Source organism: Brucella pecoris (genome assembly GCF_006376675.1).
Classification (GTDB): Bacteria; Pseudomonadota; Alphaproteobacteria; order Rhizobiales; family Rhizobiaceae; genus Brucella; species Brucella pecoris.
This window is the reverse complement of the sequence record NZ_VEWK01000005.1, coordinates 40,660-61,839: the sequence shown is the minus strand read 5'-3', so window position 1 is coordinate 61,839 and position 21,180 is coordinate 40,660. Positions and strand designations below refer to the sequence as shown.

Here is a 21,180-nt window from a genome sequence, read left to right as displayed (position 1 = left end):
ATTTAGCTTGAGTCAGCTATGCCCATGCGGATAATCTATATTTCATAGATTCTTTCTATTTTTATAGATAAAATGGAGAAAGCATGCTGAACACGGTGAAACTGGCCACTGAAAGAGCTGAAAGAACGGCGTCCAAACCGGATGCAGGCGCGTGGACGCTCGCCGGAGCCCGCCTGCTCTATGAGCTTCCGTTCAACGACCTTCTTTTCCAGGCACAAAGTCTTCACCGCGCCAACTTCGACCCGAACCGCGTACAGCTCAGCAAGCTGCTCAACATCAAGACGGGCGGCTGTCCCGAAGATTGCGGCTATTGCAGCCAGTCGGCACATCATGCCTCGGGCCTGAAAGCCTCAAAACTGATGAGTCTTGATACGGTTCTTGAAGAAGCGCAGAAGGCGAAGGATAGCGGCGCAACGCGTTATTGCATGGGCGCCGCCTGGCGCAGCCCGAAGCCGCGTGATGAACCGGCCATTGTGGAAATGGTCAAGCAGGTGAAGGCGCTCGGTCTGGAAACCTGCATGACGCTCGGCATGCTGAACCCGGATCAGGCTCAGACCTTTGCGGAAGCGGGCCTCGATTATTACAACCACAATATCGATACGTCGGAGCGGTTTTACCCGCAGATCATCACGACACGCAGTTTCGATGATCGGCTGGAAACGCTTGCCCATGTCCGGGAAGCCGGGATCAAGGTTTGCAGCGGCGGTATTCTCGGCCTTGGAGAAACTGAGGACGACCGCATCGATATGCTGGTGACACTGGCAAATCTGCCGACACCTCCCGAAAGCGTGCCGATCAACATGCTGATCCCGATGCCCGGATCGCGGCTGGAAAAAGCCTCCCCCGTGGATCCCATCGCCTTCATTCGGATCATCGCGCTTGCCCGCCTGATGATGCCGCAATCGCATGTGCGCCTGACAGCCGGACGCAGTTCGATGAGTGATGAAATGCAGGCTCTCTGCTTCTTCGCAGGCGCAAACTCGATCTTTATCGGCGACACGCTGCTGACCGCCGCCAATCCGGGCGAAGACCGCGACACAAGCCTCATGCGGCGGCTCGGCCTGACTGCGGATGCACTGGACACCCATGCATGAACACTGACCCATTGGCCCGCTACGCCGCCAAGCTGAAAAACTTGCAGCGACGCGGACATCTGCGCACCCTTTCGGATAACAGCGGTGCGGATTTCAGCTCGAACGACTATCTGGGTCTGGCCGCCTCGCCTGCAATCCGCGAAGCATTGATTGCGCAACTGGAAAACAGCCTTGCCAGCGGGGCTGGCGGTTCAAGGCTATTGCGCGGCAATCACCCGGAACACGAACTTCTGGAAGCCGAAGCCGCCGCCTATTTTCGTTCGCCATCAATGCTTTATTTCAGCACTGGTTATGCTGCAAATCTTGGCGTTCTCTCAACCTTGCCGCAACGCGGCGACCTGATTGCCTATGACGCCCTTATCCACGCCAGCGCACATGAGGGGATGCGGGCCGGAAAAGCCGAAACTGTGTCCATCCCGCACAACGATGCCAATGCATTCGACAGGGCAATCGGCGTCTGGCGCGCGAAGGGCGGGAATGGCACTCCGTGGATTGTGGTGGAAAGCCTCTATTCGATGGATGGCGACTGCGCGCCGCTACCCGACCTCATCGAAATCGCTGACCGGCATGATGCCTTTCTCTTCATCGATGAAGCCCACGCGACGGGCGTACATGGACCGGATGGGCGCGGCTTCACTGCAGGGCTGGAAGACCGGCAGAATGTTATTACACTTCACACCTGCGGCAAGGCCATGGGCAGTGCGGGTGGACTGGTTGGAGCCGATCCAATTCTTCGCGATTTTCTCGTCAACCGTGCACGACCCTTCATCTATTCGACCGCTCCCTCGCCCTTGCAAGTATCCGCGACGCGGCTCGCGCTAAAGACCACGGCCACCGAAGGCCATCGTCGGCACGAATTGCACCGGCTTATCAAATTCGCCAATGAGCAGTTCACCAACCGTTTGGGAAGACGAGGCAGCGGAACGCAGATATTGCCGCTCATCGTCGGCAATGCCGACCGCGCTTTGCGCATTGCACACCGCATGCAGGCCGAGGGCTTCGACATACGTGCCATCCGCCCGCCGACAGTGCCTGCGGGCACGGCGCGGCTTCGCATCACCATCACGCTTAATGTCGATGAACCCACGATAGCGCGCATGTTCGAACATCTTGCAGCCGTCACGGCAGAGGAAATGATATGAGCCGCACCTTCGTCATTACCGGCACTGACACGAATATCGGCAAGACCGTCTTTTCCGCAGCCCTCGCGGATGCGCTCAACGCTTATTACTGGAAGCCCGTGCAGTCAGGACTGGAAGAGGCGACCGACAGCCAAACCGTGGTTCAGCTTGCCAGACTTTCGCCATTGAAAATCATCCCTGAAATGTGGCGCCTGAAAACGCCAGCTTCGCCGCATCTCTCGGCACAAATCGACGGGGTGGAGATCGATACGGATGCGCTCGAAGTACCGTCGGTCGATGCTCCTCTGGTGATTGAAGGGGCAGGTGGATTACACGTGCCGTTGACGCACAGAACGACGTTCATCGACGTTTTTGCACGCTGGCAAAAGCCAATCATTCTTTGTGCAGGAACCGGCCTCGGCACAATCAATCACACATTGCTTTCGCTTGAGGCATTGAACCGGCGCAATATTGCGGTTCACGGCATTGCCTTCATCGGCGATCCACAACCGGACACCGAACAGATCATCCCGGAACTGAGCGGTGTGCGCAGGCTGGGTCGCCTGCCCCGCCTCGCGACGCTCGATCCAGAAACGCTTCGTAGCGCCTTTCAGGCGCACTTCGACCTGAATATCTTCAACGAGGCTTCCAAATGACCGGCCATCCGTCACCTGTCTGGCATCCCTTCACCCAGCACGCCACGGAACCAGCTTTCCGCAAAGTCGTCAAAACTGGCGGCGCCTATCTGCAAGATGAAACCGGCCGTTCCGTGCTGGACGCCATATCGTCTTGGTGGGTGATCACCCACGGGCATCGTCATCCGAGGATCATGATGGCAATCCGGGATGCACTGGAACGCTTCGACCAGATTATTTTTGCCGAGTTCACCCACGAACCGGCAGAAAAGCTGGCGGAAGAACTGGTCAAGCTCGCGCCGCAGGGCCTCGCCCATGTGTTCTATTCCGACAGCGGCTCCACCGCGGTCGAAGTCGCGCTGAAAATGGCGCTTGGCTTCTATCACAACAGGAACAAACCGCGCTCGCGCATCGTAGTCATGGAACATAGCTATCACGGCGATACGATCGGCACCATGTCCACCGGCGCGCGCGGCGTGTTCAACGCGGCTTATGAACCCTTGCTGTTTCGGGTCGACACTATCCCGTTTCCGACAGCAGAGCGGGAGCAGGAAACACTCGACGCGCTGGAGCATTTCTGCCGCAATGGCGAGGTCGCGGCCCTGTTGATTGAGCCACTGGTGCTTGGGGCTGGCGGAATGAAAATCTATTCTGCGCATCTGCTGGCAGAGTTCCAGCGGATTACCCAGCGTTACGGGACGCTTCTGATCGCCGACGAAGTGATGACGGGATGGGGACGCACCGGCACCATGTTCGCCTGCGAACAGGCATCCATCAAACCGGACATTCTGTGCCTTTCCAAAGGCATTACGGGAGGCGCTCTTCCGCTGGCTGCAACCCTCAGCACTGCAGAAATCTTCGAGGCACATTTCTCGAAGGACCGCAGCCGCACATTCTTTCATTCCAGCTCCTATACGGCCAATCCGATAGCCTGCGCGGCGGCATGCGCCAATATCGAAGTCTGGCAAACAGAACCCGTTGCAAACCGTATAGTTACACTGGCTGAATGGCACTCCGAACGGCTTGCACGCTTTCAGGGCGACCGTCGTTTCACCAATCTACGACAGCAGGGCACGATTGCCGCCCTCGACCTCGCTGTCGAAGAGACCGGATACCTTTCCGATGCGGGACCGAAATTGAAAGCCTTCTTCCGCGAACGGGGTGTGCTTCTGCGTCCGCTTGGCAATGTGATCTATCTGATGCCGCCCTATTGCGTAACACCCGCTGATCTCGACCTCGCCTATGACGCGATCGATGCGGCAGCGAACATGATCAAGGCCGCGGCGTGATGAGCATTTCAAGTCGAATGGCGGGTTTCGGCCACTATGCGCCCGACCGCCGGGTCGAAAATGCCGAATTGGAACAATGTCTCGGGCTTGACACGGGCTGGATCGAAAAGCGCACTGGCATCCTGCAAAGACGCTGGGCGGCACCAGATGAAACGCTGACCGATATGGCAATGAAGGCCGGAACAATGGCGCTCGACGATTCCGGTCTGCCGCCCAACTCGGTGGCACTTGTCATTCTTGCCACATCGACACCCGATCATCTTCTGCCGCCGTCCGCCCCGCTGCTTGCTCATAAGCTGGGCCTGGAAAACTGTGGCGGCATCGATCTGGCGGGCGCGTGTTCGGGGTTCCTCTATGCGCTTGTGCTAGCCGACGGCTTTGTCAAAAACTTCCGAAAACCGGTTCTGGTCGTAGCAGCCAATATACTGAGCCGTCGTATCCATATGACGGAACGCAACACGGCAATTCTCTTTGCCGATGCCGCCGGGGCTGTTCTGCTGGCGCCGTCAGACAACCCGCATGAAGGGCTTGGTGGATCAGCACTTATATCCGATGGCGGAAGTTATGGCCTGATATCCATTCCGGCTGGCGATACAAGAATGACCATGCCGGACGGAAAAGCCGTCTTCGCACAAGCCGTTCGCATGATGACGAACTGTGCAACAAATGCACTTGAACAAGCAAAGCTCACCGCCGTCGATGTGGATCGGTTCTTTCCCCATCAGGCAAATGCGCGGATCATCGACACAGTCTGCGACCGGCTGCATCTGCCTGCGTCCATAGCAGCCAGAACGATTGAAACCTTCGGCAATTCGTCGGCAGCCACGATTCCGCTGTCGCTGTCTCTGGCATCGCGATCACGCGCTTTCCAGCCCGGCGAACCACTGCTTTTAACGGCAGCGGGTGCCGGAATGCTTGCAGGAGCTGCAGTCTGGAGAATTGGCGACGGCTGAAACTCGATCACGCCTCGTGCTGATTACGATAAAGCTCGTAGGCAAATCGTGCGCGAACGCCGACATCGAGAAACGGCCTTGGCGGAACAGCCGACGGCGTTCCAAGGCTCAGCATGTCGGATATCAGCTCGTTATCCTCCCCCAGCGCCATTTCGGCAGCAAGCCTTCCGCTGATTGTGCCCTTGGCGACGCCAACCGCATTCTGGCAAACGGCACTCCAGACATTCGCTGCAACCTTCCCGAAACCCGGTGCACCATTGCGAGATAGACAGATATAGCCGGTCCATGTGTGTTCGACATTGACGCCGTGGAGCATCGGGAACCGCTCGTCGAAAAGGCGCTGATGATCCTGACGGATCGAAGCGCGACGCATATCCGACTGGCGCATACCAGGACAGAAATGGATATTCTGCCGGATGAGAATGCGACGATCATTGGTATAACGCATCGTGATGCCTGCAAAGGCGTTGGCAGGCGTGGATCCCCATGACCCGATATTGCCGAGAACAGCTTGTTCCTTTTCAGTCAGAGGTCTGGTGAAACTGGCATGAGCCGCAAAATTCAAAAGTCGGCCCTTCCAAAAGCCAAAGCGCATCGCGAAGCCATTCACTGCTACAATCGCCTTCGGGGCGGTGACAGTTCCGTCAGCGGTTCGCAGAACGACCTCGGCACCGAAATCAGCCTCCAGCACCGGTGATAATTCATAGAGCGTCACATTCTCCGGCAAGGTGTCACCCAATCCGCGATTAAGCGCAGCCGGATTAATCAGAACCGTGCCTGGTGTATAGATAGAGGCGGCGAAATGTGGTGTGCCGAGACGCTTGGTCGTTTCCTTGCCGTCCAGCCATTCATAAGGTTCGTTCAGCGTCTTCAGCATTTCCAGCGTCGGCTGTAAAATCTCTTCCGCGCCGCGCTCCGAAGAAGCTGTGTGATATTTGCCGTCTTCACTCCAGTCGCACGCAATACCATGCGCTTTAACGCTATCGCGCAAGGAGCCGATACCTGCGCGGGCTAACCTCAGATAAGCATGACTTTTTGCAAGCTCTTCCAGAGACGACCCCACATTGTGCGGGAGATCGATGGCAAAGCCTGAATTTCGCCCTGACGATCCTTCACCAAGCTGCTGCCCATCCAGCACGACGATCTTCGCATCCGGCTGCAGCTCTGCAAGACGACGGGCAGCACCAAGCCCGGCAAACCCGGCGCCGATGACAACGAAATCCGCGATGACATCGCCACGCAAGGACGGCTTTGGTGCGCGTGCCGGCAGAAGCGCGCTCCAGCCATTTGTCTTGTCATCCTGCGGCAGTAATCCGATCTTCTTCATGGTCTGCTTTCAAGCTGCTGCGCCCAATTGGACGGATAAAGGCTGTAAAATACCAGCGCGTTTTCAGCGAAATAGGTAAGCGCTGTCCCGGAAGGCAGCCAGATCGTATCGAAACGGCCCGCTTGCAGTGTCTCCCGCGCGGTTTCAATCGAGAGCTTTCCTTCAAGCACAAGGATGAGCTCGTCATACTGTACCTGCCAGGGAATACGCGCATTGTTGAAACGAGCAAAGCCGCCCGCAAGTTTGCTCCTATCCTCGACGCCAGCCACTTCAACGACATTCGCCATTTCAGGGAAGGCAAAGCGAGGCTGAAACTCCAAGGATGAAAACTGCATCACCCGGGGTGCTGTTTTAAAATCTTCCGCCAATGCCTTCTCACCCGCCAAGCCAACAATTTTGCCTGAAACACGCACTGTAAAGTACATAAGTGTCCACAATATGCAATCATTTATGATCGCGGACTCAGATTTTTGCTTCTCGGCCTGCAGAAGAAGAAGCACTTCATCTTTCAGGTATGCAAAAAATAATTTATTATCAAATACTTACGGAAATTAACCGCTCTCTCCGTTGCAAACCGCATGGGCGAAAGGACAATCATCCCTGTCTATGGGCAGAGCATCAAGATATAATATCGGAATGATCTTCCTGACGACGCGCCGCCGCTTTTTCAAGGGCAGCCATGTCTTCTGGAGTCGGCTCTATCCCGGAAAAGGTTTTGAGATAGTCCCTTACCCGATCCATTCGCATGGGAAGCGTCTCCTTCATCTGCAGCGTAAAGTGACCGATCTGCGTGAAGTAAAGCACTCTGGCACGCGTGCTCGCCTCATTTTCAGGATAGCCGAAGCGCGCAAACATGCGCGTGAGCGCCTCCATACGCTGGCGATCAGACTCATCCACGACCGAACGAATGCGTGGCTCGTGACGCCCCCAGAAACGCACCGCAACATCGAGGTCAGGCTCGAAGAGATTGTCATCAATCCAGCATTCGAAAACATTGCAGACCGCCTTGTTGATCGTTGGCGCAGGCCGCATGGCGCGCTCGATAATTGGCCCGGTATTCTTGCTCAACCAGTGATCCAACAACTGATCCTGCAAGTCCTGAATGCTTTCGAAAAACCAGTAGAAGCTTGAGCGCGAAACGCGAAGCTTCTTCGCCATCACCTGGATCTTGACCTGATCAATGCCTTCGCCGATCAACGTCTCCTTGGCAAGATTAAGCCAATCTTCCTTGGTGGAGCGACCACCGCCAGCCTCTTCCTGCAAATCGACCTGCTTCATCGTTTTAATTCCCCACCCAACGGCCGCGGGCCCCGAAATGAATTGGCAAGAACCCCAGACCCACAATGCATTCGATCTAACTCTATCAAAAGTGAAGCCGTAAAATCATCATAACGTATCAGACTTAATTCAGACCCCAGCGTGACGATAGACTTTCGCCGCAGGTCCGATTGCGTGACCAGAGTCAAATTCGCGCTACTGTTTCGTTTATCGTACACCAGATAATCCGTCCATACATAAATGTATGCACATTCATCGCTTACAAGATCGAAGACATATCGCCACGCGTCGTTTAGAAACCTCGCTTTCTTTCTGTTAATATATTGATATTACTATATATATCTCATCCTACGATTATAAGAATAATATTAGAAGACACCAAACTTAAAACAATAAAAAGCCGCCCACGAGTTTTGTACTGGACATAAGTGAACATGTATGTTTAGGTCAATCAACACCTATCAAGAAAATGGGAACGGCAGTCCCGCCAAAAGTCGAGCTCTCCAAAACCTGGCTTCGCATTTTCGCGCGGGCCTCGATGCGTGAGCTAGTGATCTGGTTTATTGCACGGGGGAGAGGGCAATGGGCGACACATCTAATGATCATTCGCTGCTATCGAGCGGCTTTAGTCGGCGCAACTTTCTGAAAGCTTCGATAACGACGGGTATCGGACTGACATTTGGACAATGGCAAACCGGGGCAGCCTTGGCGGATGAAACGCCCAAGCGAGGCGGTCACCTCAAGCTTGGACTGAGCGGCGGAGCGTCAACAGACTCTCTTGATTCCGCCACCTACATGCGGTTTCCTGGCTCAGCGCCAGATTTGGCCGGATGTATCGAAGCCTTCAAAACAGACCAGATGAAGCGGCTTGAACACATCCCATTTGATGAAAATTTTTATGAAAATCCGGCCAGAATATTAAACCGCGTCCGATAGAAAGCGCAGTAATAACCACCGGAGGCAATCGCATGAACACTATATTTGCATATACTGTGCGTCGTGAAAGCTTGAAATGGGCTGTCGCTGTTGTCGTTGGACTGTCAGTGTCATTGTGCCTGACGGCGGGCGCCGAAGCCAAGGACACCCGCAAGCAGAACAACGCCACGGTTTCCGTTTACCTCGCCAAGTACAAAGCGAATAGTGAAGCTCGCTTCAATAAGCCTGCATCGGCCAGGGTCATCAAGGTATCTGCCTCGCAATATGCGACCGGTACGCCCTATGTGTGCACACCAAGCGGCTTTGGGCAGAAATCCCGCTGCTTCATCCGCGATTAGTGGATTGAATTTGACGTTTGAACCCCAACCAACTGAAACGCTGTTTCAAACGTCAACTTCGAAAAATCCACTCGCTTCATAAACTTGCTAGAGCATTTCCTGTTTTGATTGAATCATTGGAAATGCTCTATCTGTTTGTTTTTACGCATGTCTTTATCCCGAAACCGGTTCCCACTTTCGGGAGACATGCTCTAGCGATCATCTCGCTTTGGCTTTCATATGCGCCAGTCCCGTGCTTATAAGGTCACCTCTTACGAGCTTGGCGGCCTCATCGGTCGGGCGCGGGGGATTGTTGCGGAAGACGTACCAGTCACCGCCCACCGAGCGCTTCTGATAGATGACGCCATCTTTCTCGCGATGGATGAAGCAAGTGGTATCGCCGCCGCCACTCATCTTGTTGACCCAGTAAGCCTGCAGGCAGAGCTTGCCGCGGTTGGTAGCATACCAGCGGCCCTGTCCGTAAGACCACGCCCTGCCCTTCTGCGACCAAGTAATGAAACGGTGCTTCTCGGCAGAGAAGAAGCCACCGCCGTCCTTCCATTTCCAAGTCTTGCCCGAATAAAGCGCCTCAAGCGCTTCGGCTGATAGTGGCGACGCTGCAGCAGCCTTGATTGCGGTTGCGTCCTCGGTTTTCTGCTGCGGCGCCGCATCGGCTGCTCCGGCCAGAAGAAGCACAGACAGCGCTGCGCTTATGGTTCTCAAATTGATCGAAAACATTGTCGTGTTCCTGTTCAGACGTTAGAGCATGATCCGACCGGGCTGAGATGAATGCCGGCCGGGCTATGCTTCCAGTAAAATCCCGGAGCGCCGATCTGATCGAGACGCAATCGAGCTTTCGGATCAATCAAGCGGATGGTTCGCAACCCTCCAGTCAGGCCGTCCGACACCGCGCGGCCACGGATAGACTTCTCGGTCGTTAAAGTAGACGGTCGCAGACAGAGCCGGAAATTCGGGTTGCGGCTTGTTGGTTTCCTGTGCCCAGGCGCGGACATAGGCATCGCTTCCCTCATAGCCAAGCTCAGCGACGACAATCGGCTTCTTGAAGCCCACTACCCGGTCGTATCCCGGCTTTGCCCGTTCGACGAAAGTGGATGCGCGTCCGAGTTCCAGCATATCGTAGGTTTCGTAGCCGAACACCGACAGGCCGATCACATCGACATAGCCATCGCCTGGATAATAGGCTTCAAGCCCGGCATCTCCCTTCGGCGACCACATATATTTGGCGTTCGGCAGGGACTTCCGGCAAACATTGACCACATGCTGATAGGCGCGGATATAGCTCGGCGCCGACCAATAGGACCAGGTGAACTGGCCTGTCTTGTCGTCCATTTCCTGTGCCCAGCGAATGGTAACAGGACTTTTCAGCTTCGAAGCAGCCGAGCAGACAGCGGCCATGTTTGTATCATAGTGACCACGCACGACGCCGCTCAGGAGATCATCCGGCGCAACACGCCAGTCGCGGGCCCATGACCACGGTTCCACTGTGATCAGCAGTTCGCGGCCTCGTTCCTGCGCATAGGCATCCGCGGTCGAAAGGCTCGTCAAATCCACATCTTCCCAGGGAAGGAACAGATGCTCGATGCGGGAATTGGGATCGTTGGTGAAATCCCCGTGCGGATCATAGGCCCCGAATTTTATGGATTGCGGGGTTATGACCGGGCGTTTGTCGTGGAACATGTTTCGGGTATCGACATTGGCACCCGAAACGCCGCTCGCCGCATAAACAGCAGTTGAAAGCAGTGCGCTGCAGAGAATAGCTGTAGCAATCTTGTATGAGTTTTTCATCGCCGCCTCCTTTATTGTGTGGGCGATTGGGAAACGGGCAACGCCAGATTCAGCGCCTCCGTTTTCGGCGTTAAGGCTTCGATGGATACGAGCTTGCGCGCCTCGTCATTTTTGTTTCCGCTAGCATGGCGGAAGACATACCAGACACCGTCAGGCTCTCGTTTCTGGTAGATCGTCCCATCGGCGATACGGTGGGAGAAACAGGTCTTGTTCGGAAAAATCCCCTGATCCATATGCCATTTCGCATCGAAACACATCTGGCCGGACCAGGTGACCCTCCAGCGGCCTTCAGCCCAGGCCTTGCCCTTTTCGCCCGCGACGCGGGCTGTGAAACGGCGGTTCAGGCTTTCCATCCGGCCAGCACCATCGGCCCACTGCCAGTTCTTGTCGCGATAGAGTACATAAAGCTCGGCAGGCGTCATCACGCGGGCCCCGTCAGGCAGGCTGTCCTTGGTGACCGATGCTGCACTGGCCGGAGCACTCAGCCCGGCAAGCACGACAAAGAGTGTCAGAAGGCGTTTGCCCCGATCTGGCCGGGACCGTTGGCCATCACACATCAAATGTTTCATTTGAACCTCCCACGACCTTCAGGTTGCGCGCACCCGCCAAGAGTTCTTGCGATTGACGGGTGCGCGCGTGCGGCAGAACATTTGTTGGTCTTATTTCCTGCCGCTGTTGAACGGGACGGCCGATTGTCGAAATCCGGAAACCCAGTTTCTCTGCAATCGGCGGTGAAAAGACATTGCGCAGGTCGATGAGTACGGCTTGCCGCATGGCCTGCTTCATCCGGACAAGGTCGAGTTTGCGAATGCTGTCCCATTCGGTCACGACCACGGCTGCATCAGCATTGCCAAGGCAGTCATAGGGATCGTCATGGAACTCGACGTCGCTGAGAAGGCGGCGCGCATTGTCCATCCCGGCGGGATCGTAGGCGTGAATGATGGCGCCGAAGCGCTGCAAGGTTTCGATGAGCGGAATGGATGGCGCGTCGCGCATATCATCCGTGTCAGGCTTGAAGGCCAAGCCGAGAACGGCAATCGCCCGCCCCTCGACGCTACCGCCCAGTGCATCCAGCACCTTTAGTGCCATACGGCGCTTGCGCGCTTCATTGACGGTGACCGTTTCCTCGACAATCCGCAGGGCAATCCCGTGATCCTGAGCGGTCCGCAACAGCGCAATCGTATCCTTCGGGAAGCAGGAGCCGCCATAGCCCGGTCCTGCATTGAGAAAACTGGTGCCTATGCGCTGATCCAGCCCCATCCCGAGCGCGAGCTCCGTGACATCGCTGCCGACTTCCTCACACAGGTCTGCCAGTTCGTTGATGAAGGTGATCTTGGTGGCAAGAAAGGCATTGGCCGCATATTTGATCAGTTCCGACGTGCGGCGCTGCGTGATGACGATCGGCGTTTTCCGGGCTTCAAGCGGCGGAGCGTAAAGTGCAACCAGCGCTGAACGCGCACGTTCATCTTCTACGCCGATGACGACGCGATCAGGCTCGAGGAAATCGCGAATAGCAACACCCTCGCGCAGAAATTCCGGATTGGATGCGACCGAGAAGGTGCCAGGTCTGCGCACAGAGCCGATAATCTTCTGCACGACATCGCCTGTGCCGACTGGAACGGTGGACTTGACCACGACGACCGTATTGTCGTCGATCAGCGGCGCAAGTTCGCGAGCGGCCATATAGACAAACGAAAGATCGGCATCGCCATGGCCGGCGCGCGCCGGTGTACCGACTGCGATGAAGACAAGCTCGGCCCCCTTGACGGCTTCCGTCAGATTGGTTGTGAAGCTGAGCCGGCCGAAAGCGAAATTGCGTTCAACCAGTTCGTCCAGCCCCGGCTCGTAGATCGGCACGATGCCGCGCTCCAGCCGGACGATCTTCTGGGCGTCCTTGTCGACGCAGACGACCTCATGTCCCCATGCAGCGAAACATGTGCCACTGACCAATCCGACATATCCCGTACCGATGACAGCGATCTTCATAATCGTCGCGCCTTTCCCGCTAGTTCGTTCCGCTAGTCGCATCCGTGCGCCAGCGTGGATTGAAAATTGTCCGGTGGAGATCGCGTCCGCCCACACCGGCACCGGCAACCGAGAAGCGATCATCAAATATCGTGAAGCTTTTCGTGCCCCAGCTCAGTGCCTCGATGCCGTCGCGTCCGCGTTCGACCGTGGTAACGCCAGTCAGTGCCACCAGCGCGGTAAAGCTGCATGCCAACACTGGTCGATAGAAGCGGCTCGTCATCCGCACGTGATTTTCGCGTGTGTGCTGGATCACGATCATCGCCATCAAGAAAAGGTAGGAACATGCATTGACGATGGCGAAAATGAAGAAGCCCCGCGTTTCATGGGCATCCCTGACGAAGAGTACCGGCAGGATGGAGAGACCGGAGATCAGCGCATAGGGAGCGATCACCCGCAGCGGCACCGGATCGACCTCGGATGAGCCTTTGGGCGTGACACGAAAATCGACAAAGGAACCGGTCAGCCAGTCGCGGAAGGCTGCGAAGGTGCCAGCCAGAGCCCAGGGCCACCGCGCCAGCAGGAACAGCATCGCTTCCCAACTGAAAATCCTGCCGTCGACCGGACGGAATGTCTTGCTCGACCGCCACCAGAATGCCAGCGCCAAAGTCACGAGCGATAGTGGCAAGAAATGCATAAGGAAGGCGGGATAGGTAACGCTGACGAAATTGTCGCCATAAGCCAGGATGGCTATCGGCAGAACGAATGCCAGCGCCAGAAAGAAGGCGTAGAGTGGATACCAGAGCTGCGAGAACAGAAACTGGAACTTAAGACGCAGCGGCAGCCGCCCGATCAGCTTCGGTGTATATTGCAGCAGGATCATCACAAGGCTGCGCGACCACTGGAATTCCTGCGTCACCAGATCGGCAAAGGTGCGCGGGCCATCGCCATGGGCGATGGCGTCCAGCGCATGAACACCGCGCCAGCCATGCGCATTCATGAACAGGGTCGTGGAATGATCCTCGGCCAGTTCCGGCCCAAGGCCGCCGATTTCCTTCAGCGCCGCCGTCCGCACGGCATAGTGCGAACCGATGCAGAGCGGAGCAAAGCCGCCGTTGTAACCGGCTTGCAGCGAGCCATGCATGCTGGCTTCCACATAGAGACGCCCACGAGCCGACCAGCTTTCATGCGCGTTGCGGTCGCAAATGCTCGGTGCCGAAACATAACCGACGGCAGGATCGGCGAAAGGCCGCAATATGTTGAAGAGATAATCCGGCTCAGGCACATGGTCGGCATCGAGCTGCGAGACGAAATCGTAGCGTTCATAGCCATAGTGATCATAGAAGAAAGCGAGATTGCCTTCCTTGCACCGGGTACGGCGCGGCCAGCTTTGCCGATGGTAATCGGCACGGCCCTTGCGCGTGGAAACGAACACGCCATGCTCACGGCACCAGGCGAGCGTCGAGGGCGACGGGTCTTCGTCGGCGAGCCAGGTATCATGCGGTACATCCTGCGCCAGCATGGCGCGCAATGTTTCAGCCACCACCTCGAAAGGTTCTGACGGGGCCTTGGTGACGACCATGGCAACCCGGCTTCCCGCAGGGATGCGAAGCGGACCCGTCGGGCGTGCCGCGTGGAAGAAAACGGTGATGAAGTAAAGCGGCAGGATCGTGATCCACGCCAGCAGCGCCGTCACCAGAATGGAGCCGAGAAGATTGTTGTGCTTTGCGCTGATGAACCACCATTGCCAGAAATAGGCGATAGCAAGCGCCCACAAGACAATACCCACCAGGTATTCCACCCGCTTGCGGCCGGTGAAGATGGGCGTAAGCAATGGTCCACTGTCGCCCATATCGCCATCAGGAGCTGGATGAAACACGCGCGTTTTCATGTCCGCATCTCCAGACCGAAGAAGGGGGCGGCTGTGCGGATAATCGTGTCGAGGTCGGAATGGAGCGTGCGAAAGCCAAGCTTCGCTGCGGCTTCTGCCGGATCGGCATAAAGGACCGGCGGATCGCCTGCGCGGCGTGGCCGCATTTCGACAGGCACCGTGCGTCCGGTCAGCCGGTCTATCGCATCCACGATTTGCCTGATGGATGTCCCGCGCCCGGTCCCCAGATTAAGGATGAGATTGTCGTCGCCATCGAGAAGGTGCTCGACCGCAAGCACATGCGCTCGCGCCAGATCGGCCACGTGAATATAGTCGCGGATGCAGGTGCCGTCCGGCGTATCATAATCGTCGCCGAACACTTCGAGACAGTCCGTCCTCCCTGCCGCAGCCAGCATGGCACGCGGTATCAGATGGGTTTCGGGATCGTGCTTTTCACCTAGTTCGCCATCCAGATCGGCACCGCAGGCATTGAAGTAGCGCAACGCCGTATAGGGCATGCCATAGGCTGCCGAATAATCGGCCAGCATATGTTCCGCGATCAGTTTTGTGCGGCCATAAGGATTGATCGGATTTTGTGTTTCGCCTTCGCGGATCGGCAGCACATCAGGAATGCCGTAGGTGGCACAGCTCGACGAGAAGATGACCGGGCGCCCGCCTGTCAGGCGGCTGGCTTCCAGAACGGATTGGATGCCGCCGACATTGTTGCGATAATATTTTGCCGGATCCGTGACAGACTCCCCGACATAGGCCGAGGCCGCAAAATGGATGATGGCTGCCGGATCAAAAGTCCTGATTGCAGCAATGAGCTGCTCTTGCGAAAGCGTGTCGCCTTCGACAAAATCACCCCAGCGCACGGAAGACCTGTGACCGGTCGACAGGTTGTCATAGACGACCGGCGAAAATCCGTTCTTATGCAGAAGCTTGGCCGTATGGCTGCCAATGAAGCCCGCGCCACCGGTAACGAGTATGTTCCGCCGGGTCATCTTGCCACCTCGAAAAGCTCACCCGAGGGTCTGGCCAACTGGCGTTCGAAATAGGCGATCGTCTGCTTCAGCCCTTCGACAAGTGCTATCTGTGGTTCCCAGCCAAGCTCGCGCTTTGCCAGCATGATGTCGGGACGCCGCTGGCGCGGATCGTCGGTGGGCAGCGGACGATAGACAATGCGCGACGCCGAACCGGTCAGCGCAATGATCTGCTCGGCCAGCTCGCGGACAGTGAATTCTCCCGGATTGCCGAGATTTACGGGCTTCTGAAGCTGGCTGTTCATCAACCGGCTGAAACCTTCGATAAGATCATCGACATAGCAGAAGGAACGGGTCTGCGAGCCGTCGCCATAGATGGTGATTTCTTCGCCCTTGAGGGCCTGTACGATGAAGTTCGACACGACACGGCCATCGTCGGGCCGCATGCGCGGGCCATAAGTATTGAAGATGCGCACGATACGGATATCGACGCCATATTGCTTGTGAAAATCGTAAAACAGCGTTTCGGCTGAGCGTTTGCCTTCGTCATAGCAGGACCGGGGACCGAAGGAGTTTACATTGCCCCAATAGGCTTCCGGTTGCGGATGCGTTTGCGGATCGCCATACACTTCCGACGTCGAAGCCTGAAAAATCCGGGCCTGATAATGCGCTGCCAGCTCAAGCAGATTGAGCGAGCCCATGACGCTCGTCTTCATCGTGTGAACCGGATCGGCCTGATAGTGCGGCGGTGATGCCGGGCAGGCCAGATTGTAGATCTCGTCTACAGGCAGATCGATCGGATGGACAATATCGTGGCGCACAAAGCTGAACGTGTCATAACGCAGCAGATTGCGGATGTTCTCGAGCCGTCCCGTCGAAAAATTATCGACACAAATGACGAAGTTTCCTTCATACAGAAGACGCTCGCAAAGATGAGAACCGAGAAATCCTGCGCCGCCTGCTACGAGAATACGCCGTGTTGCCATGCGATCCGCAGATATACCCGATGATCTGAAGTTTATACTCACGAGATCCTCCAACGCTAATACTTCACTTGCGCTATCTGGTAAAATGCAAAGCAATTCTGTCCGCACGTTCGAATTGAAGCGCACTGGTCAATGGTTCTTTGCTTGCTTTACTAGATGATTGAAGATAGCGGCGCCGGAGACATGAGTCGTTAGCGTAGAATCCGGAATCTTATCCTTGCGTCCATTTTTGACGCCATGCGGTACCGCTCGCTGACGAACCTATTCACAAGGTTTGATATGGATTGGCTTTTCCTCGGATAAGACCAGTCCCTGCGGCGTAACATAGTTTATGAATCGAGTGGATTTTTCGAATTTGACGTTTGAAACAGCATCTGCATCAGCCGGGATTCTAACGTCAAATTCAATCCACTAGCGCAGAATATCCGACAGACGCTTCTGCTCTTTATCGACACGCTCAAGGTTGAGACCCGCCAGCAGATCGAGAATATGGGTCTTCATCAAGACCGCAGCCTCGTCGCTCTTGTGCTTTTCAATCGCATCGACCAGCGCGTGATGCGCGTCGCACTGGCAGGTTGTCTCGCGCCGTTCCCAATAGAGCGAAATGATGAGCGAGGAACGCGGCAGCAGATCACCGACAAAACCCGCTAGGATCGAGTGCCCTGAAATCTCGGCCAGATGGGTATGAAAAAGTGCCGACAGCATGATAGCCTCGCTGTCGCGCCCGGCATGGAGCGCCTCGTGCTCATCGTGGAGATGCTGCCGCAACTGCCTGACCTGCTGGGGCTTGATGACCTTCGCCGCAAGTGAAGCCACCTCCGGCTCGATCAGCAACCGCGCCTCAAACACTTCGCGCGCTTCTTCGCGTGACGGCTCGGCAACGAAGGCACCCCGATTGGGTTCCAGACGCACAAGCCTGTCATGGGCCAGCGCCTGCAGGGCCGAGCGCACGAAAGCGCGGCTGACGGAATAGATCGTCGCCAGTTCGTCCTCCGGGAGCTTGGTGCCCGGAAGCAGACGATGGCTGACAACCGCATCGCGCAAACCGTTATAGACCGGAAGCCAGCGGAGATTCCCGCCGCCGTTTTGGTCTGTGATGTTCGTCTCAGCCAGGGTCATTGTCATCCAGTAGAAGCTATACAAATGGCAGATGCGATCAGGCGACACAGCATCCGCACATCCAAGTTTTTGCTCGCTTACATATCGAACACAGGTCCCACGAGTGTCAACAATTTCACCAACTTTGATGCACAAACTTCATTGAAATCATTCGATGGCGTGCACTTTCAGATCAGTTCCAACACCATTCGTCAGCTTCGCGGCGAAAAAGATTCAAAAATACCTTGAAAGCCCTTCATTCGCGGCAACTGATAGCCTCCGAGTTTCGATGTTTTCAAGCCAAGTCCCACGAGGCTTTCGCACAATTTCACCGCACAGGTCACGCCGTCGATAACGGGCAGACCGTGCTCTCTCGAAAGGGAAGCAGCAAGGTCGGCCATGCCTGCGCAACCAAGCACAATCGCTTCGGCATGGTCTTCCCGGATCGCCTTCGCGATCTCGTTCGAGACCTTGTTGCGGGCATCAGATCCCGGAATTTCGAGGTCGAGCACTGCCACATCACTGGCCCGAACACGGGCACAACGGGATATGAGCCCATAGCGGGAGAGGTTATGCTCGATGGCCGGCACCGAACGCGACAATGTGGTGACGACGCTGAACTTTCCGGCAATCAGGCTTGCCATGTGAAAGGCTGCCTCGCCGATACCGATCACCGGCATGGTTCCGGCACAGCGTGCAGCATCAAGGCCAGTATCGTCGAAACACGCGATGACACAGGCATCGGCAGTCGGGTGCTTCTGCATTTCCCCGATCATGCCGGGAATGGCAAAAACCTCGTCGAAATATCCTTCGATGCTCGGCGGACCATCAAGCGGATTGGTCGCGATGATTGTCGTATCGGCACCAGCCACGCTGCGCGCAGCCTCACCGATCTTGTGCGTCATCGATGCAGTCGTATTGGGGTTGATGACAAGTATTTCCATTTTTCCTCGAACCATCGAAATGTTTGTTTTCGTTCTGGATGGTCCAGAGCGTCAGGAACGACGCTCTGCCTAGTCGTAGCTCAGCCGGTCAGATTTCCCCGCCCAGATAGAGTTTCTTGACCCGGTCGTCCGTCGCCAGTTCTTCCGAATTGCCGGACAGGACAATCTTTCCGGTCGTCAGGGCATAAGCGCGCTGCGAAATGCGGAGCGCCATACGCGAATTCTGCTCCACCAGAAGAACGCTCACCTTTTCGTCGCGATTGATGGCAACGATTGAACGGGCGATGTCCTGCACCAGCTTGGGCGCGACCCCGAGAGACGGCTCGTCCAGCAGCAGGAGCTTTGGCTTGGCCATGAGCGCGCGCCCGATGACCAGCATCTGCTGCTCGCCGCCGCTCATCGTGCCCGCAGCCTGCGAATAGCGCTCTTTCAGGCGCGGGAACCGTCCCAGAACCATCTCCAGCGTATTGGCGATATCCGCCTTGCTGGAGCGGGTGAACGCTCCCATCATCAGATTGTCGCGCACGCTCATATAGGGAAAGACACGGCGGCCTTCTGGCACCATGGCAATCCCCATCCTCACGATCTCATCCGACCGCGTGCCGTCGATCCGGCGACCCTCATAATGGATTTCGCCCTTGCGGATCTTTTTCAGCCCTGTGATCGCCCGCAGGATCGAGGATTTGCCTGCACCGTTGGCACCGATCAGCGCGACCGTCTCTCCCTCCTGAACGCTGAGCGAAACACCTTTCAGCGCATAGACGTGATCGTAATAGAGTTCGGCATCGGAAACTTTGAGAAGCTCTGCCATGGTCAGTATCCAATCGTTTCGTCTTCTGCGCCGAGATAGGCTTCGATCACCTTCTCGTTCTCCTGGATTTGCTTCGGCGTTCCTTCCGCGATCTTCTGCCCGAAATTGATGACGACGATCCTGTCGGAAATATTCATCACCGCCGGCATGTCATGCTCCACCAGCAGCACCGTGACACCCCGGTCACGGACCGCGCGCACCATTTCCACGGCCTTGACGGTTTCGTCGTGGTTCATTCCGGCAAAAGGTTCATCCAGAAGCAATATCTTCGGTTCCGTCGCCAGACCAATGGCGATACCGAGCGCACGCAAATGGCCATGCGGCAGGTTTTGCGCAACTTCATCCCGCTGCTTCCACAGGCCCAGAAACTGCAAGATTTCATCGGCGGAACGCCCGAATTCCTCCTGATCCCGGCGGGCAAGGCTCGACCCCACATAACAACCGAGGAAACTCGCCTTGGCGCGCAGATGGTGACCGACAATCACATTGTCGCGCACCGTCATGCCCTTGAAGATCGTCGTTTCCTGGAAGGTGCGCACCACGCCCTTTCGCGCCACGATATGCGGTGCCAGACCCGAAATGCGCTCACCCTTGAAGCGGACTTCGCCGGTCGTGGGATTGAGAAATGAGGCGATCAGCTTGAATAGCGTGGACTTGCCCGCGCCATTCGGCCCGATGACCGACAGGATTTCCTTTTCGCGCACCGAAAAGGAGACATCGTTGACCGCCACCAGACCGCCGAAACGTTTGGTCAGGTTTTTGACTTCCAGAAGCTCGCTCATGATCCTGCTCCCTTTTTTCCGGTCAGTCTGAGGCTGAGAAGCCCGTTCGGCAGGAACAGCATCAGGATGATGAGGACGCTGGAGAAGATGAGAAGCTGGAACTTGCCGGTCTGGAACAGGAAGTCCCAGCCGAAATAGAGGACGAAGGTTCCGACGATCGGACCGAACACATAGCCGAGCCCGCCCAGGAAGCAGTTGAGCATGAAATTGACCGAATCCGTGACTGTGAAGCTCGACGGGTAGATCGACTGCGAGATAGCAACGAACATCGCACCACCGAGCCCGCCGAGGAAGGACGAAATCGCATAGGCCAGCACACGCAGATTGGTGATGTTGACGCCAATCGACGAAGCAAGTTCCTCATTCTGTTGCAACGACTGGCAAAGACCGCCGATGCGCGAATTGATGAGGCGATAAAGCCCCGCAAAGCACAGCACCATCAGCACGATGGAGACGAAATAGAAGGCCGCGCGCGGGTTCTGCAGCGTTGCGAAATCCGGCAGGATGGTCAGGCCGAACAGCGATATACCACCCGGCATCGGAATGCTGACCATGCCCTTGGCGCCGTTGGTGATGGGCAGTGCCATGGCCAGAAGACGGACAACTTCGGTCAGAACCAGTGTGACCATGGCGAAATAGACGCCGCGAAGTCGCAGGATCGGCAAGCCGATCAGGATGCTGGCGAAGGCGCAGAACAGCCCGGCAATGGGAAGCGTCAGCCAGAAGGAAACGCCATATTTCACCATCAGGATCGCCGAGACATAGCCACCCATGAGAGCATAAGCACCCTGGCCGATATTAATGCGACCGATATAGAAGGTGAGCCACACACCGCTGCTGGCGATGGAGAGAAGCGCCACCGAAGTCAGTGTGTAATAGAGATCGTGCCGTCCGGTTGCCTCGATCAGGACCGGAATACCGATGAAGATCAGGGCCAGAAAGGCAGCGACGCCGATAAGCTTTGTTGTCTTTGTCATGATTGCCC

General features: G+C 56.4%; 22 protein-coding genes. 7 read left to right on the top strand and 15 right to left on the bottom strand.

The genetic code is table 11. The features are described from left to right. Window positions 1-83 precede the first annotated feature (83 nt). From bioB to FIB18_RS11435, 5 genes are read left to right on the top strand one after another with little or no spacing between them, the layout of a single operon-like run. On the top strand, window positions 84-1,094 hold the full coding sequence (gene bioB, locus FIB18_RS11455) for a biotin synthase BioB (RefSeq protein WP_140020829.1): 1,011 nt from the start codon (window positions 84-86) through the stop codon (window positions 1,092-1,094). Beyond that, complete coding sequence (locus FIB18_RS11450) at window positions 1,091-2,236, top strand: 8-amino-7-oxononanoate synthase (RefSeq protein WP_140020828.1); 1,146 nt, start codon at window positions 1,091-1,093, stop codon at window positions 2,234-2,236. The genes bioB and FIB18_RS11450 overlap by 4 nt, the downstream gene beginning before the upstream one ends. Beyond that, window positions 2,233-2,871, top strand: a complete 639-nt coding sequence (gene bioD, locus FIB18_RS11445) for a dethiobiotin synthase (RefSeq protein ID WP_140020827.1) — start codon at window positions 2,233-2,235, stop codon at window positions 2,869-2,871. Before FIB18_RS11450 ends, bioD begins: the two co-directional genes overlap by 4 nt. Then, window positions 2,868-4,139, top strand: a complete 1,272-nt coding sequence (locus FIB18_RS11440) for an adenosylmethionine--8-amino-7-oxononanoate transaminase (protein WP_140020826.1) — start codon at window positions 2,868-2,870, stop codon at window positions 4,137-4,139. The genes bioD and FIB18_RS11440 overlap by 4 nt, the downstream gene beginning before the upstream one ends. Then, window positions 4,139-5,092, top strand: coding sequence for a beta-ketoacyl-ACP synthase III (locus FIB18_RS11435; RefSeq protein ID WP_140020825.1), 954 nt, complete (start codon window positions 4,139-4,141; stop codon window positions 5,090-5,092). The genes FIB18_RS11440 and FIB18_RS11435 overlap by 1 nt, the downstream gene beginning before the upstream one ends. A gap of 7 nt (window positions 5,093-5,099) precedes the next feature. Here the strand turns inward: FIB18_RS11435 and FIB18_RS11430 are convergent, their stop codons facing one another. The 3 genes from FIB18_RS11430 to FIB18_RS11420 all read right to left on the bottom strand — a co-directional run bounded on the left by FIB18_RS11430 (window position 5,100) and on the right by FIB18_RS11420 (window position 7,697). Next, a complete protein-coding gene (locus tag FIB18_RS11430; RefSeq protein WP_140020824.1) occupies window positions 5,100-6,419 on the bottom strand; it encodes an NAD(P)/FAD-dependent oxidoreductase in 1,320 nt (439 codons plus the stop codon). After that, window positions 6,416-6,754 (bottom strand): ethanolamine utilization protein EutQ, encoded by a 339-nt coding sequence (locus FIB18_RS11425; RefSeq protein WP_140020823.1) that lies wholly within the window; start codon window positions 6,752-6,754, stop codon window positions 6,416-6,418. Before FIB18_RS11425 ends, FIB18_RS11430 begins: the two co-directional genes overlap by 4 nt. A 283-nt stretch (window positions 6,755-7,037) precedes the next feature. Continuing rightward, window positions 7,038-7,697: a TetR/AcrR family transcriptional regulator gene (locus FIB18_RS11420; RefSeq protein ID WP_140020822.1), complete on the bottom strand. Its 660-nt coding sequence runs from the start codon at window positions 7,695-7,697 to the stop codon at window positions 7,038-7,040. A 582-nt stretch (window positions 7,698-8,279) separates the two neighbouring features. Between FIB18_RS11420 and FIB18_RS11415 the strand changes: the two genes are divergently transcribed. Next, window positions 8,280-8,633: a hypothetical protein gene (locus FIB18_RS11415; protein WP_140020821.1), complete on the top strand. Its 354-nt coding sequence runs from the start codon at window positions 8,280-8,282 to the stop codon at window positions 8,631-8,633. 32 nt (window positions 8,634-8,665) lie between these two features. Next, the gene (locus tag FIB18_RS11410) at window positions 8,666-8,971 is read left to right on the top strand and encodes a hypothetical protein (RefSeq protein ID WP_140020820.1); all 306 of its coding nucleotides are present in this window, start codon (window positions 8,666-8,668) and stop codon (window positions 8,969-8,971) included. 198 nt (window positions 8,972-9,169) lie between these two features. On the opposite strand, the gene FIB18_RS11405 is transcribed toward FIB18_RS11410, so the two are convergent. The 12 genes from FIB18_RS11405 to FIB18_RS11350 all read right to left on the bottom strand — a co-directional run bounded on the left by FIB18_RS11405 (window position 9,170) and on the right by FIB18_RS11350 (window position 21,172). Beyond that, window positions 9,170-9,688, bottom strand: a complete 519-nt coding sequence (locus FIB18_RS11405) for a DUF995 domain-containing protein (RefSeq protein ID WP_140020819.1) — start codon at window positions 9,686-9,688, stop codon at window positions 9,170-9,172. Between the two features lie 123 nt (window positions 9,689-9,811). After that, on the bottom strand, window positions 9,812-10,756 hold the full coding sequence (locus FIB18_RS11400) for a glycoside hydrolase family 26 protein (RefSeq protein WP_140020818.1): 945 nt from the start codon (window positions 10,754-10,756) through the stop codon (window positions 9,812-9,814). A gap of 11 nt (window positions 10,757-10,767) precedes the next feature. Then, on the bottom strand, window positions 10,768-11,325 hold the full coding sequence (locus tag FIB18_RS11395; RefSeq protein ID WP_168436661.1) for a DUF995 domain-containing protein: 558 nt from the start codon (window positions 11,323-11,325) through the stop codon (window positions 10,768-10,770). Beyond that, window positions 11,306-12,742, bottom strand: a complete 1,437-nt coding sequence (locus FIB18_RS11390) for a UDP-glucose dehydrogenase family protein (RefSeq protein WP_140020817.1) — start codon at window positions 12,740-12,742, stop codon at window positions 11,306-11,308. The genes FIB18_RS11395 and FIB18_RS11390 overlap by 20 nt, the downstream gene beginning before the upstream one ends. A gap of 19 nt (window positions 12,743-12,761) precedes the next feature. Continuing rightward, window positions 12,762-14,573, bottom strand: a complete 1,812-nt coding sequence (locus FIB18_RS11385) for a glycosyltransferase family 2 protein (protein ID WP_174977421.1) — start codon at window positions 14,571-14,573, stop codon at window positions 12,762-12,764. A gap of 35 nt (window positions 14,574-14,608) precedes the next feature. Then, window positions 14,609-15,595: a UDP-glucose 4-epimerase GalE gene (gene galE, locus FIB18_RS11380; RefSeq protein WP_140020815.1), complete on the bottom strand. Its 987-nt coding sequence runs from the start codon at window positions 15,593-15,595 to the stop codon at window positions 14,609-14,611. After that, window positions 15,592-16,560: a UDP-glucuronic acid decarboxylase family protein gene (locus tag FIB18_RS11375; protein WP_140021015.1), complete on the bottom strand. Its 969-nt coding sequence runs from the start codon at window positions 16,558-16,560 to the stop codon at window positions 15,592-15,594. The genes galE and FIB18_RS11375 overlap by 4 nt, the downstream gene beginning before the upstream one ends. A gap of 411 nt (window positions 16,561-16,971) precedes the next feature. Continuing rightward, window positions 16,972-17,679: a GntR family transcriptional regulator gene (locus tag FIB18_RS11370; RefSeq protein WP_140020814.1), complete on the bottom strand. Its 708-nt coding sequence runs from the start codon at window positions 17,677-17,679 to the stop codon at window positions 16,972-16,974. Window positions 17,680-17,870: 191 nt separating this feature from the next. After that, window positions 17,871-18,602: an aspartate/glutamate racemase family protein gene (locus FIB18_RS11365; protein ID WP_140020813.1), complete on the bottom strand. Its 732-nt coding sequence runs from the start codon at window positions 18,600-18,602 to the stop codon at window positions 17,871-17,873. An 88-nt stretch (window positions 18,603-18,690) separates the two neighbouring features. Further along, complete coding sequence (locus FIB18_RS11360) at window positions 18,691-19,413, bottom strand: ABC transporter ATP-binding protein (protein WP_112584845.1); 723 nt, start codon at window positions 19,411-19,413, stop codon at window positions 18,691-18,693. 2 nt (window positions 19,414-19,415) lie between these two features. After that, window positions 19,416-20,195, bottom strand: a complete 780-nt coding sequence (locus FIB18_RS11355) for an ABC transporter ATP-binding protein (RefSeq protein ID WP_140020812.1) — start codon at window positions 20,193-20,195, stop codon at window positions 19,416-19,418. Continuing rightward, window positions 20,192-21,172 (bottom strand): branched-chain amino acid ABC transporter permease, encoded by a 981-nt coding sequence (locus FIB18_RS11350; RefSeq protein WP_140020811.1) that lies wholly within the window; start codon window positions 21,170-21,172, stop codon window positions 20,192-20,194. Before FIB18_RS11350 ends, FIB18_RS11355 begins: the two co-directional genes overlap by 4 nt. Window positions 21,173-21,180: the final 8 nt, after the last annotated feature.

Bases quoted from the DNA above. Each gene is read 5' to 3' on its own strand.
- FIB18_RS11350 (WP_140020811.1), bottom strand. From the start codon at position 21,172: ATGACAAAGACAACAAAGCTTATCGGCGTCGCTGCCTTTCTGGCCCTG.
- FIB18_RS11395 (WP_168436661.1), bottom strand. From the start codon at position 11,325: ATGAAACATTTGATGTGTGATGGCCAACGGTCCCGGCCAGATCGGGGC.
- FIB18_RS11410 (WP_140020820.1), top strand. From the start codon at position 8,666: ATGAACACTATATTTGCATATACTGTGCGTCGTGAAAGCTTGAAATGG.
- FIB18_RS11430 (WP_140020824.1), bottom strand. From the start codon at position 6,419: ATGAAGAAGATCGGATTACTGCCGCAGGATGACAAGACAAATGGCTGG.
- FIB18_RS11375 (WP_140021015.1), bottom strand. From the start codon at position 16,560: ATGGCAACACGGCGTATTCTCGTAGCAGGCGGCGCAGGATTTCTCGGT.
- FIB18_RS11385 (WP_174977421.1), bottom strand. From the start codon at position 14,573: ATGGGCGACAGTGGACCATTGCTTACGCCCATCTTCACCGGCCGCAAG.
- FIB18_RS11405 (WP_140020819.1), bottom strand. From the start codon at position 9,688: ATGTTTTCGATCAATTTGAGAACCATAAGCGCAGCGCTGTCTGTGCTT.
- FIB18_RS11420 (WP_140020822.1), bottom strand. From the start codon at position 7,697: ATGAAGCAGGTCGATTTGCAGGAAGAGGCTGGCGGTGGTCGCTCCACC.
- galE (WP_140020815.1), bottom strand. From the start codon at position 15,595: ATGACCCGGCGGAACATACTCGTTACCGGTGGCGCGGGCTTCATTGGC.
- FIB18_RS11360 (WP_112584845.1), bottom strand. From the start codon at position 19,413: ATGGCAGAGCTTCTCAAAGTTTCCGATGCCGAACTCTATTACGATCAC.
- FIB18_RS11365 (WP_140020813.1), bottom strand. From the start codon at position 18,602: ATGGAAATACTTGTCATCAACCCCAATACGACTGCATCGATGACGCAC.
- FIB18_RS11400 (WP_140020818.1), bottom strand. From the start codon at position 10,756: ATGAAAAACTCATACAAGATTGCTACAGCTATTCTCTGCAGCGCACTG.
- FIB18_RS11440 (WP_140020826.1), top strand. From the start codon at position 2,868: ATGACCGGCCATCCGTCACCTGTCTGGCATCCCTTCACCCAGCACGCC.
- FIB18_RS11425 (WP_140020823.1), bottom strand. From the start codon at position 6,754: ATGCAGTTTTCATCCTTGGAGTTTCAGCCTCGCTTTGCCTTCCCTGAA.
- bioB (WP_140020829.1), top strand. From the start codon at position 84: ATGCTGAACACGGTGAAACTGGCCACTGAAAGAGCTGAAAGAACGGCG.
- FIB18_RS11415 (WP_140020821.1), top strand. From the start codon at position 8,280: ATGGGCGACACATCTAATGATCATTCGCTGCTATCGAGCGGCTTTAGT.
- FIB18_RS11435 (WP_140020825.1), top strand. From the start codon at position 4,139: ATGAGCATTTCAAGTCGAATGGCGGGTTTCGGCCACTATGCGCCCGAC.
- FIB18_RS11450 (WP_140020828.1), top strand. From the start codon at position 1,091: ATGAACACTGACCCATTGGCCCGCTACGCCGCCAAGCTGAAAAACTTG.
- bioD (WP_140020827.1), top strand. From the start codon at position 2,233: ATGAGCCGCACCTTCGTCATTACCGGCACTGACACGAATATCGGCAAG.
- FIB18_RS11390 (WP_140020817.1), bottom strand. From the start codon at position 12,742: ATGAAGATCGCTGTCATCGGTACGGGATATGTCGGATTGGTCAGTGGC.
- FIB18_RS11370 (WP_140020814.1), bottom strand. From the start codon at position 17,679: ATGACCCTGGCTGAGACGAACATCACAGACCAAAACGGCGGCGGGAAT.
- FIB18_RS11355 (WP_140020812.1), bottom strand. From the start codon at position 20,195: ATGAGCGAGCTTCTGGAAGTCAAAAACCTGACCAAACGTTTCGGCGGT.